The 11,155-nt window shown below is 67.9% G+C and carries 11 protein-coding genes; 7 read left to right on the forward strand and 4 right to left on the reverse strand.

Going from position 1 to position 11,155, the window contains the following annotated elements:
- Positions 1-17: 17 nt before the first annotated feature.
- Positions 18-881, reverse strand: coding sequence for a zinc ABC transporter permease AztB (gene aztB / locus FE811_RS11995; RefSeq protein WP_140847739.1), 864 nt, complete (start codon positions 879-881; stop codon positions 18-20).
- Positions 881-1,651, reverse strand: coding sequence for a zinc ABC transporter ATP-binding protein AztA (gene aztA / locus FE811_RS12000; protein ID WP_140847742.1), 771 nt, complete (start codon positions 1,649-1,651; stop codon positions 881-883). Before aztA ends, aztB begins: the two co-directional genes overlap by 1 nt.
- A gap of 213 nt (positions 1,652-1,864) precedes the next feature.
- Here aztA and FE811_RS12005 point away from each other — a divergent pair, with 213 nt between their 5' ends.
- Positions 1,865-2,530: a DUF1007 family protein gene (locus FE811_RS12005; RefSeq protein WP_181180858.1), complete on the forward strand. Its 666-nt coding sequence runs from the start codon at positions 1,865-1,867 to the stop codon at positions 2,528-2,530.
- Complete coding sequence (locus FE811_RS12010) at positions 2,512-3,408, forward strand: nickel/cobalt transporter (protein WP_140847748.1); 897 nt, start codon at positions 2,512-2,514, stop codon at positions 3,406-3,408. The genes FE811_RS12005 and FE811_RS12010 overlap by 19 nt, the downstream gene beginning before the upstream one ends.
- Positions 3,409-3,884: 476 nt before the next feature.
- Here FE811_RS12010 and FE811_RS12015 read toward each other — a convergent pair whose 3' ends face one another.
- A complete protein-coding gene (locus FE811_RS12015; protein WP_140847752.1) occupies positions 3,885-5,048 on the reverse strand; it encodes an S-(hydroxymethyl)glutathione dehydrogenase/class III alcohol dehydrogenase in 1,164 nt (387 codons plus the stop codon).
- Positions 5,049-5,175: 127 nt separating this feature from the next.
- Between FE811_RS12015 and FE811_RS12020 the strand changes: the two genes are divergently transcribed.
- Positions 5,176-6,183, forward strand: a complete 1,008-nt coding sequence (locus tag FE811_RS12020; RefSeq protein WP_140847755.1) for a GlxA family transcriptional regulator — start codon at positions 5,176-5,178, stop codon at positions 6,181-6,183.
- A 25-nt stretch (positions 6,184-6,208) separates the two neighbouring features.
- Here FE811_RS12020 and FE811_RS12025 read toward each other — a convergent pair whose 3' ends face one another.
- Entirely contained in the window at positions 6,209-7,543 is a 1,335-nt protein-coding gene (locus FE811_RS12025; RefSeq protein ID WP_140847758.1) for a GTP-binding protein, read from the reverse strand.
- Positions 7,544-7,876: 333 nt separating this feature from the next.
- Between FE811_RS12025 and zigA the strand changes: the two genes are divergently transcribed.
- The 4 genes from zigA to FE811_RS12045 all read left to right on the forward strand — a co-directional run.
- On the forward strand, positions 7,877-9,100 hold the full coding sequence (zigA, locus tag FE811_RS12030) for a zinc metallochaperone GTPase ZigA (RefSeq protein WP_140847761.1): 1,224 nt from the start codon (positions 7,877-7,879) through the stop codon (positions 9,098-9,100).
- A gap of 61 nt (positions 9,101-9,161) precedes the next feature.
- Positions 9,162-9,827 (forward strand): DUF1826 domain-containing protein, encoded by a 666-nt coding sequence (locus FE811_RS12035; protein ID WP_140847764.1) that lies wholly within the window; start codon positions 9,162-9,164, stop codon positions 9,825-9,827.
- The gene (locus tag FE811_RS12040) at positions 9,827-10,135 is read left to right on the forward strand and encodes a DUF6525 family protein (RefSeq protein ID WP_140847767.1); all 309 of its coding nucleotides are present in this window, start codon (positions 9,827-9,829) and stop codon (positions 10,133-10,135) included. The genes FE811_RS12035 and FE811_RS12040 overlap by 1 nt, the downstream gene beginning before the upstream one ends.
- Before the next feature lie 802 nt (positions 10,136-10,937).
- A partial coding sequence (locus FE811_RS12045; RefSeq protein WP_370362675.1) for an NADPH-dependent FMN reductase occupies positions 10,938-11,155 on the forward strand: 218 nt, incomplete at its 3' end.

The raw sequence follows: 11,155 nt of genomic DNA on the forward strand, positions 1-11,155 counted from the left end.
GATATCCTTTCATGGCGTCAGGCCGTCCGGTGGCGGCGGGGCAGGGCGGGCCGCAGCACGCCGCGCGGCCCGGTCAGAAGCGAGACGAGATAGACCACCCCGGCCGAGAGGATGATCGCCGGACCCGAGGGCAGGCTGGCGTGATAGGACAGCAGGAGCCCGCCCAGCGATGAGACGATGCCGATCCCGACCGAGGCGACGCACATCGCGACGGCATCGTTCACCCAGAACCGCGCCGCAGCGCCGGGCAGGATCATCAGCCCGACCGACAGAAGCGTGCCAAGCGCCTGGAACCCGGCGACCAGGTTCAGCACCACCAGCCCCAGGAAGACGAAATGCACCACCCCGCCCAGACCCGAGACCGAGCGCAGGAACAGCGGGTCGAGGCATTCCGCCACCAGCGCCCGCCACAGCAGCACCGTGGTCGCCAGCGTGACGGCGGCGACCAGCCCGATCAGCCACAATGCATCGTCGTTCAGCGCCAGCACCGTGCCGAACAATACATGCATCAGATCGACGCTGGAGCCGCGCAGGCTGACCATGACGACCCCGATGGCCAGCGAAACCAGGTAGAAGGCCGCCATCGAGGCATCCTCCCTCTGCACCGTCAGCCGTGCCACGGCGCCGGCGCCAAGCGCCACGATGGCGCCCGCGACCAGCCCGCCGATGGTCATCGGCACGATCTCCAGCCCGTAAAGCAGGAAGCCCGCCGCCGCGCCCGGCAGGATGGCATGGGACATGGCGTCCCCGGTCAGGCTCATCCGGCGCAGCATCAGGAAGACGCCGACCGGGCAGGCCGACAGCGACAGCAGCAGCGCCCCCGCCAGCGCACGCTGCATGAAGGCGAATTCGATGAAAGGCGCCACGACCCAGTCGACCATCACGCCACGTCTCTGGCCGGGGCGGGGGACGGCTCGCACCAGGGGGCGTCGTCGTCCCAGGCTTCCTGGAACTGCCGGGCGCGTTGCATGTTCTGGGGCGTCACCACCTCGGCGCTTGGCCCCCAGGCGATGGGGCGGCGGGCAAGCAGCAGCGCCTGCGGGAAATGCGCCCGCACCAGATCGAGATCGTGGACGACCACGACCACCGTGCGCCCTTCGCCATGCCAATGCAGGATCAGGCCGATCAGGTCGCGGATGGTCTTTTCGTCGATGGCGTTGAAGGGCTCGTCGAGCAGGATCAGATCGGCATCCTGCACCAGAACCCTGGCGAACAGGGCGCGCTGCAACTGTCCGCCCGACAGGCTGTCGATGGGGCGGGTCTCGAAGCCTTCCAGCCCCACGGCGCGCAAGGCATCCGCCACGGCACGGCGATCCTCGGCCCGGTGCCGGCCCAGCAGGCCGCGCTTGTGCCACAGGCCAAGCGCCACCAGGTCCACCACCCGCGCCGGAAAGCTGCGGTCCAGTTCGGATTGCTGCGGCAGGTAGGCAAGGCTGGCATCTGTGGCGACCCGGCAAGTGCCGCTCATCGGCGCCAGCAGGCCGGTGATGCATTTGACCAGCGTCGACTTGCCCGACCCGTTCGGCCCGACCACGGCCAGCAGCGCGCCGCGCGGCACCTGGCCGGTCAGGTGATGGACGGCGGCGTGGCTGCCATAGCCGACCGTCAGATCCTCGAAGGTGATACAGGCATCGGCCGTGCGGGGGTTCATTTCAGGCGGCTCCGGGCGTCGCTGCATGACAGACTCGAATTTGCGTGATGTTATTACATTACGATAAGAGAAGGGCAAGAGAGGCCGTCGCGCGTCCCGGCGTCAGAAAACGGCGGCTGAGGCCGGAACGCGGGCGGGATGCCGGCAAGGACATGCCGACGCGCCAGTTTTGTGATTTGTCGAAACGGCGCCCGCGGCCTAAAGTCTGCCGCCATGCGTTGTCTGCGGCTTGCTTTGCTGTCCCTGCTGTCGGCCCTTGTCCTTGCAAGGGCCGAGGCGCATCCACATGTCTTCATCGACACCGGCCTGACCTTTCACTTCGACGGCGAGGGCAGGATGGGGGCGGTCAGCGTGACCTGGGTCTTCGACGAGCTTTCCTCGATGCTGATCGTCGAGGACATGGAGCTGGACGCTGACGGCAACGGCGTGCTGACCGATGACGAGACCGCCCGCCTGACCGCCATGTTCAGCGACTGGCCCGAGGATTTCGCCGGCGACCTTTACCTGACCCATGACGGAAAGCCGGTCGCGCTGTCCGGGCCGATGGAGATCGAGGTCCGCCATCGCGACGGCCGGCTGGTCGTGAGCCATATCCGCCCGCTTCTGGACCGGATCGGGCCCGAGGACGGGCGGATCGTCGCGCAGGTCTACGATCCGACCTATTATACCTTCTACGAGCTGGCCGGGACGCCGGAAATCCGGGGCCGGGACGATTGCCGGATCGAGATAGAAAAGGCCGACATCGCCGCAGCGCAGCGCAAATATGGCGACGAGCTGGCGAAGCTCAGCAATGACGAGATCATGGACCAGGGCAAATACCCCGACGTGGGCGGCGATTTCGCCGACGACATGAGGCTGGAATGCGCAAGGCCGTCCTGATCGCCCTGCTTGCGCTGGCGGTGGTGGCCGGGCTGGTTCTCTGGACCGGGCTGGACGACCGCGTCGCCCGCATGGCCCTGGGCTGGCAGCGCGACTACCAGAACGCGCTGGCGCGGGCCTTGCGCGCCCTGCGGGGCGGCGAGGCCGGGGCGGTCACGGCATTCCTGGGCATCTGCTTCGCCTATGGCTTCCTGCATGCGCTGGGGCCGGGCCACGGCAAGGCGCTGATCGGCGCCTACGGGGTCGCGACGGACGTGCCGATGAGACGCATGGTAGGTCTTGCCGCTGTCACAAGCCTTGCGCAGGCGACGGTCGCGGTGGCCGTGGTCTATACGGGCGTCTGGATCTTCGGCGGCGCGCGCGACCGCGTCGAGGGCGCTGCGGCCGGTCTCGAGCCGTTCTCGGCTGCGGCCATCGCCCTGCTGGGGGTGATCCTGTGCTGGCGGGGATTGCGCCGGCTGGCCGCGGGCCGGCACCGGCATGGCCACACGCATTCCGAAACCTGCGGCTGCGGCCATGCCCATGTCCCCGATGTGCAGGAGGTTCGGGCAATCCGGTCCTGGCGCGAAGCCGCGGCGCTGGTCGCCGGAGTGGCCCTGCGGCCCTGCACCGGGGCGCTGTTCCTGCTGATCCTGACCTGGCGGCTCGATCTGGATGCCATCGGGATCGCCGGGGCCTATGCCATGGGGATCGGCACCATGATGGTGACGGGCCTTGCCGCGGTCATCGCAGTCGCCCTGCGCCGCGGGGTGCAGGTCTCGCTGCCGTCCCTCGGCCGCGCCTCGGTCCTCGCCGGCCTGGTCGAGGTCGCCTTCGGCGGCCTGGTGGCGATCTTCGCCTTCGCGACGGCGTTTCGCCTGGTCCAGGCGCCCTTCTGATCCGATCCTGGCGCGGCTACCCGACCGGACCAGCCGGGATGCCTTCCCCAGGGGTCGGCTTCGGTATCCGGCGATACCTGCCGTCGTGGCAGAAACATTTCATCGAAGAAGAGAGCGCCAACGCGAATTGCCAACGCCGTTCTTGTCCTTGCGCTCGTTGGAGGATGCACGACACGCGGCCTCGGAGCCCATTTCATGGATGAAAACGAGGGACGGGAGCGGCTGGCAGTCGAGGCCCGAGCGACGGCATATGCCCTGTCGCTCTATCTGAACGGCATGGTTTCGCACCTCTAGGTGAAGCTCCGCCCGTCGCTGCCGCGTGTCGAGGTGGTCCCGGCATGGCGGGAACCACCAAAAGGATCGATGCGGCATCGGGCGATGATCTTCCCAGTTTGGCCGGCTTCGGCGCAGTCCATTGCAGAGGCTATGCTCCGAACCCCGGACATGCAGGATGTCCGGGGATTTACCTCATCCGCTCATGCCGGGACGATCTTGCCGGGCAGGCTGTTGACCCGCATCGTCTCGTCGGGGCGGAAATGGATGACCGAGCGGATCGACTCGCCTGCGTGCAGCAGGTCGAAGGCGGTGTTGATCTGCTCATGCGTCATGTTGTGGGTGATATAGGGATCGACGCTGAACTCGCCCCGCAGCCATTCGTCCACCATGCCGGGCAACTGGCTGCGCCCGCGCACCCCGCCAAAGGCCGAGCCGCGCCAGACCCGGCCCGTCACCAGTTGGAACGGACGGGTGGCGATTTCCTCGCCCGCGCCTGCGACCCCGATCACGGTGCATTCACCCCAGCCCTTGTGGCAGCACTCCAGCGCCGAGCGCATGACGTTCACGTTGCCGATGCATTCGAAGGCATAATCCACCCCGCCGTTGGTCATGTCGATGACGACCTGGTGGATCGGCTGCTGGAACTCCTTGGGGTCGATGCATTCGGTCGCGCCCAGGCCGCGGGCCAGCGGGAACTTGCTGGGGTTGGTGTCGATGCCGATGATGCGGCCGGCGCCCACCATCTTCGCCCCCTGGATCACCGCCATGCCGACCGCGCCCAGGCCGAAGACTGCGACGGTCGCGCCGGGCTGGACCTTGGCGGTGTTCCTGACTGCGCCCATGCCGGTCGGTATGGCGCAGCCCATGACGCTGGCCTTGGCCAGGGGCGCCTCGGTCGAGATCCTGGCCACCGAGATCTCGGGCAGCACCGTATATTCGCTGAAGGTGCTGGTGCCCATGTAGTGATGGATCATCCGGCCCTTATAGGAGAAACGTGAAGTGCCGTCGGGCATCACGCCGCGGCCCTGCGTCTCGCGGATTGTCTGGCACAGGTTGGTCTTGCCCGACTTGATATAGGGGCAGTCGGGATCCTCGGGGATGTAAAGCGGGATGACGTGGTCGCCCGGCTTGACCGAGGTGACGCCGCGGCCGATTTCCTCGACGATGCCGACGCCCTCATGGCCGAGGATGGCGGGGAACAACCCCTCGGGGTCCTTGCCCGACAGGGTGAACATGTCGGTATGGCACAGGCTGGTGGTGACGATGCGGACCAGGACCTCGCCGTCCTTGGGGCCTTCAAGGTCGATTTCCTCGATCTCCAGCGGGCGGTTCGGTTCCCAGGCGATGGCGGCGCGGGTTTTCATCTCGGACAGTCTCCTCGGCTTGCATCCAGTGAAGTAATGTTATTACGTTTCGGATATTGCAGGAACCTGCTCGGCCGGTCGATTTCGGACAGGGTTGCCGATGTTCAGGCCAGGGGGCGGGAAGCGAATGACAAGGCAGGGGCCAGCCGCGCCCGGCAGGGACAGCCACCGGGTGCATGTCGTCGTCTATCCTGGCTTCAAGTCGATGGAGGCGGTCGGGCCGGTCAATGTGCTCAGCTATGCCAACCGCCACCTGGCCGAGCGGGGCGATCCGCGCCGCTATGACATCGTGCTGGCTGCGCGCCAGCCCGGCATGGTGCCCTCGGACACGCTGATCTCGCTGGAGGCGGGGCCGCTGCCGGAAGGTCCGCTGGCCACGGTCATGGTCGCCGGGGCGCTCGACATCCAGGCGGCGCTGGCGCGGGAAGCCGGGTTGGTGGAGTGGTGCCGCAGGCGGGCCTTCGAGGCGGAACGCTTCGCGGCGCTCTGCTCGGGGTCGTTCTTCCTGGCCGCGGCGGGGCTTCTGGACGGACGGTGCGCAGCGACGCATTGGAGCGTGGCCGAGCTGTTGCAGAGCCGCTTTCCCAAGGTTCGCGTGGATGCCGACGCGATCTTCGTGCAGGACGGCAGCCTGTGGACCTCGGCCGGGGTGACGGCGGCGATCGACCTGGCGCTGGCCTTTGTCGAGCAGGATTTCGGCCGCGATCTGGCGCTGGCGGTGGCGCGCGACCTGGTGATCTATCTGAAGCGGCCGGGCGGGCAGTCGCAGTTCAGCGCCGCCCTGACCAGCCAGATGCGCGGCCCGCCGGGAATGCGCGACATCCAGTCCTGGCTGCTGGCCAACCTGGACCGGTCCCTGCGCATCCCCGACATGGCGGCCCGCGCCGGGATGAGCCCGCGCAACTTCACCCGCCTGTTCGCCGCCGAACTGGGCACGACCCCGGCCAGCTATCTGGAAGGCGCGCGCTGCGAGCGGGCCAAGGCGCTGCTTCTGGACGGCGACCTGCCGCTGAAGGCCATCGCCTTCCGCTGCGGCTTCACCTCGGACGAGCAGTTGCGCAAGGCCTTCCTGCGCCGGTTTTCGCTGACGCCGCGCGACTATCGCGACCGTTTCAGGACGACGCGGCCGGCCTGAAGGGCGCATTGCAGGACAGCGCGGCTTACCGCTGCGACAATCGCGCCGTGCTTGCCGGCCAGGGATCGTCGAAGGCTTTGCCCGCCCTCCAGGCCGCGACCTCTGCAGGGGTGCAGAAGCATTCCCTGACGGCATCGGCGAATGCCGCAAGCCCGTCGCGGTCGCCGATCACGGTCAGCCGGCAGCGCCGGTCGCCGAATTCGGGCGACATGCCGGCAAGGCGGCGGCGCATCTCTTGGCGTTCCTCGGGCAGCAGGTTCAGGCTGTTGTCCTCAAGCGCGGCGATTTTCCAGTAGTTGACGATCTCCAGCCCGATGCTGCCCGCCGTCTGGTTCCACAGCAGTTGCAGCCGGTCGCGCGTCGGCAGCCAGAAGAAGCCCTTGCTGCGGTGGATGCCGGTGCCGAGGGCGTGGTTATAGACCTGCCACAGCCTTTGCGGGTGAAAGGGGCGGGGGTCCGCGATCACGATGCTGTCGATGCGATAATCCTCGGCCCCGGACATCGAGGCGGTGCCGCGGCTGCGGTCCCAGTCGGTCAGTTCCGCCCCCAGGGCGGCGACGCGCGCATGGTCATAGGGCGGCAGGGCCAGCACATCGGCCAGCCGGACATTGCCCCATTGCATCCCCATGATGTCGGCGAAGGGGTTGAGCGGATGGATCGCCTGCGCGACAGTGCGCAGCGTCTCGCCGGACACCCGGTCCATCTTGCTCAGCAGGATGCGGCTGGCGAACATGATCTGCTCGGCCAGCAGGTTCTCGATCCCGCGCTGGCCGGCGACCAGATGGCGCGAGGCGGCGGGCAGGATGGCGCGGCCCAGGTCGTGGTCCTGCGCCAGCGTCGCCGTGTCCACCACCGACAGGAAGCCGTGCAGCCGCAGGGCGGGATGCGCTCGGATCGCCTCGAGAAGCGGCCAAGGATGGGTGCTGCCCGAGGTTTCGATCAGGATATGGGTGGCGTCCCCCTGCGCGGTCACCTTGTCCACGGCGCGGACGAACTGCTCCAGCCCCTGCGCGCCGCTGATGCTGCCGGCCGGGATGGCGGCAAAGCGCGGGTCGCGGCGCGAGATCGCATCGCTGGTGTCGAGGATTGCGCCATCGACGGCGAGTTTGCTCATCGCGTTGACGATGACGCCTGGCCGGACGCCCGGCATGCTGCGGGCCTGCACCAGCAGGCTCTGCATGAGCGTGGCCTTTCCGGCGCCGAGAAAACGTTGAGGATCGTGACCGGAGCCTGCGGCATGATGTCGTCCTGAATGAAAGCGGGTCAACTGGCGGGGCGCTTGCCTGCGGCCTCGCGCGATGGAAACTTCTGGGCCTGGAAGAGGGGTCGCCTTCCAGCACCACGATCCGCCCGGTTGCATGCAGGATGCCGCATCTCACGCGGATACAGAGTCAATGTTTATCAGTATGTTGAAAGATATTAGTCATGCAGATTCTCATGATGAATTGGGCGAGGCATGCGCGGGTTTTTAGAACCAGCGCCCGGCCATCCGACGGTCATCAGGCTGGGCGCATGGGCCTCGGTCGTGGCGGCATTGGTGACGGCCGGGATCAGCCCGTCGGCGCCGATTTCGAGGCCAGACGGCTGCCTTCCTCGACCTGTCCGACGCAGGGCCGGCCTGAAAACGGCATTGCAGGTCCCGGTGATTCTGGCTATTTGAGTAACGTAATAACATTACATTTACGAGGATGCCATGCCAGCCAGCCAGCAAACGCGCGACAAACGCCTGCCCGTCACCGTCCTGTCCGGTTTCCTGGGGGCGGGGAAGACCACGCTTCTGAACCATATCCTGAACAACCGCGAGGGCCGCCGGGTCGCCGTCATCGTCAACGACATGTCCGAGGTGAACATCGACGCCGATCTGGTGCGCGACGGGGCGGAGCTGAACCGGGCCGAGGAAAAGCTGGTCGAGATGACCAATGGCTGCATCTGCTGCACCCTGCGCGACGACCTGTTGCAAGGGGTGCGCAAGCTGGCCGAGGAGGGCCGCTTCGATTATCTGCTGATCGAGGGCACCGGCATCGCCGAGCCGCTGCCGGTGGCCGCGACCTTCGATTTCCGCGACGAGAACGGCGAGAGCCTGTCGGATGTTTCCCGGCTCGACACGATGGTCACCGTGGTCGATGCGATCAACCTGACGAAGGACTTCGCCAGCGACGATTTCATCTCCGAGCGCGGCGAGAGCCTTGGCGAGGAGGACGAGCGCACGCTGGTGAACCTGCTGACCGACCAGATCGAATTCGCCGATGTGATCGTGCTGAACAAGGCGAGCGATGCCGGGCCGGAGCGGCTGGACCGGGCGCGCAAGATCGTGCGGGCGCTGAACCCGGATGCGAAGCTGATCGAGACCGATTTCGGCCGGGTCGCGGCGGATGCGATCTTCGACACCGGGCTTTTCGACTTCGACAAGGCGCATATGCATCCGATGTGGGCCAAGGAGCTTTACGGTTTCGCCGACCATGTGCCCGAGACCGAGGAATACGGCATTTCCTCCTTCGTCTATCGTGCCCGGCGTCCGTTCCACCCGCGCAGGATCTATGACGTGCTGAACGGCGAGTTGCCCGGCGTGATCCGCGCCAAGGGGCATTTCTGGATCGCCTCGCGCCCGAACTGGGCGGTGGAGTTCTCGCTGGCCGGCGTCGTCTCTTCGGTTACGCCTCTGGGTGGCTGGTGGGCCTCGGTGCCGCGCGAACGCTGGCCGACGCATCCCGACAGCCTCGCCGAGGTGGCGAGGAACTGGCAGGAACCCTGGGGCGACCGCCGGCAGGAGCTGGTGTTCATCGGCGCGGGCATGGACCCTGCGGCAATCACCCAGGCCCTGGACGATGCCCTGGTCGAGGCCTGGGACTTCACGCCCGAAGCCTGGGCGAGGCTTCCCGATCCCTTTCCGCAATGGGGCCAGCGTCGCGTGGCCTGAGCGCGGCAAGGGCGGGGGCTGGGATGCCCCCTCAGAAGCGGACCAGAGGAGAAGCAGCCGCATGACCAAGACCGATACCGCAATCCCGCAAGCTCCAGGCCCCGATGCCGCCGAGGCGCGGGAAATCCGCGAATCCGACAGCGGGCTGGTGCTGCAGCAGGTGGCGCAGCCGGGGGTGGGCGCCGCGATCTGGCGGCGCCGCCTCTCTCCCGCTTTCGCCGAATGGATCGAGGGCATTCCGGTCGGCCAACTGCCGGCCCTGCGCGCCCTGGTGGATTTCCGCGCGGCCGAGAACTGCATCCACGCCGCCTGCGACTGCTCCGGCCTGCCCGCCGGGACGATGCGAGACCTGCTGGCCAGCGATATCGGCGCGCTGGCGCTGGTCTTTGCCCAGGTCGTGCGCAACCCGCTGATGCATATCCGCTTCGAAGCCGTGACGACGGATGCCTGCCGGAAATTCCATGTCGACCAGATGCCCGCCCGGCTGCTTTGCACCTATCGCGGGCCGGGGACGCAATTCGGGCTGGAGGATGCCAGTGGCCAGGTCGTGCCTGCCGGCGAGATGCGCGCCGGCGAGGCCGCGATCCTGCGCGGCGCCCTGTGGCCCGGCATGGAGGTCACGCGGCTGCTGCACCGTTCCCCGCCCATCGCCGGAACCGGGCAGGTGCGGCTGTTCCTGGCGCTCGATCCGGCCGTGGACCCGGCCGCGGCGCGGAGGCTGCACTGATGCGCGGCAACCTTGCCACCTCGCTGCGCCGCCGCCGCAGGCCATGCCCGATCAAGCAATACGACCGCCTGCCGCCCGAGTTGCGCCGCTGGCTGGCGCAGGCGGCGCTGCCCTGGAGCCCGGCTTCCGCCCTGCGCCTGTGGCAGAAGCTTCTGGGCGAGACCGCGGGCAATGCCGAGGCCGTCTGCCGACGTCTCGACCTGATCGAGGCGCGGATGCTGATGCGGGACGCGCCGCGGATTTGGGGCTTCCCGCCGCCTGCCGCCGCGCAGACGGCCGGGGGCGAAAGCGCCCTCCCGCGCCGGTGAATTGCCTTGCCATTCGCCTGCGCAAAAGGGCCGTGGGGCTGCCCCGCCTGATCGCCGGACTTTCCGGCTGTGTGCTCGCCGCGGCTGCCGCGCATCCGCATGGCTTTGTGGATGCGTCCCTGACCCTGCGCCTCGATGACCGGGGACGCCCTGGGTGGCCGAGGTCAGCTGGGCCCATGACGCGCCCAGCACCCTGCTGATCCTGGCCGATCTGGGGCGGGATACGGATGGCGATCACGGGCCGAGCGCGGTCGAGCCCCCCAGGTCTCCCGCCGATGGCCCCAAGGTTTCGACGGGGATCCGTATCTGTCCCGCGACGGCCTGCCGCTTGCCCCGTCCGAACCGCTGCAGCGGTGGCTGGACTCGCGGCGGCCGCCTGATCAGCACGCTCTTTGCGACCCGCCCGACCTGGCGGATGGGGCAATATCCGTCAGGATGGATGATCCGGGTCACTACACGGCCTATCGACTGTCCTCTCCCAAGGGTGTCGGACGGAAGGCCTGCAAGGTCCGAGTATAGCGGGCTGACAGCAAGGCAGGGCACCGTCGCCATGCCGACCAGCCGACGCTGCTGGATGCGCTGGTCGCGATGGGACGAAAGACCACGCCGCCTGTCGGGCTGCCTTCGCCGACGAATGGACGCGGTCCTGCGCGCAGCGGCCCTATGCTTCGTTCGGGGGGATGGCTGGGATCGCGGGCGCGCGCAGGCAGTCGGGCGACAGGTTCGGCAGGTCGGGGATCATGCGCGGGCCTCCTTCGCGGCAAGTTCGGGGAACCAGCGGCCGCCCAGCCACAGGGCGGCGTTGACCAGCAGGATCGGCACCGGCACCTCGACCAGCGGGCCGATCCTGGACACTCCCCGCGCGACGCATCCGCCGCGCATCCTGCTGCTCTACGGCTCGCTGCGCGAACGCTCCTGCAGCCGCTTCGCCACGCTGGAGGCCGAGCGCCTGCTGCGGCATTTCGGCTGCGAGACGCAGGTGTTCCACGCCAACGGCCTGCCGCTGCCCGAGGATGCCGA

The sequence above is a fragment of the Paracoccus sp. FO-3 genome (genome assembly GCF_006386455.1).
GTDB lineage: Bacteria > Pseudomonadota > Alphaproteobacteria > Rhodobacterales > Rhodobacteraceae > Paracoccus > Paracoccus versutus.

Coding starts and splice junctions, on each gene's coding strand:
- aztB (WP_140847739.1), bottom strand. CDS start 881: ATGGTCGACTGGGTCGTGGCGCCTTTCATCGAATTCGCCTTCATGCAG.
- aztA (WP_140847742.1), bottom strand. CDS start 1,651: ATGAACCCCCGCACGGCCGATGCCTGTATCACCTTCGAGGATCTGACG.
- FE811_RS12005 (WP_181180858.1), top strand. CDS start 1,865: ATGCGTTGTCTGCGGCTTGCTTTGCTGTCCCTGCTGTCGGCCCTTGTC.
- FE811_RS12010 (WP_140847748.1), top strand. CDS start 2,512: ATGCGCAAGGCCGTCCTGATCGCCCTGCTTGCGCTGGCGGTGGTGGCC.
- FE811_RS12015 (WP_140847752.1), bottom strand. CDS start 5,048: ATGAAAACCCGCGCCGCCATCGCCTGGGAACCGAACCGCCCGCTGGAG.
- FE811_RS12020 (WP_140847755.1), top strand. CDS start 5,176: ATGACAAGGCAGGGGCCAGCCGCGCCCGGCAGGGACAGCCACCGGGTG.
- FE811_RS12025 (WP_140847758.1), bottom strand. CDS start 7,543: ATGCAACCGGGCGGATCGTGGTGCTGGAAGGCGACCCCTCTTCCAGGC.
- zigA (WP_140847761.1), top strand. CDS start 7,877: ATGCCAGCCAGCCAGCAAACGCGCGACAAACGCCTGCCCGTCACCGTC.
- FE811_RS12035 (WP_140847764.1), top strand. CDS start 9,162: ATGACCAAGACCGATACCGCAATCCCGCAAGCTCCAGGCCCCGATGCC.
- FE811_RS12040 (WP_140847767.1), top strand. CDS start 9,827: ATGCGCGGCAACCTTGCCACCTCGCTGCGCCGCCGCCGCAGGCCATGC.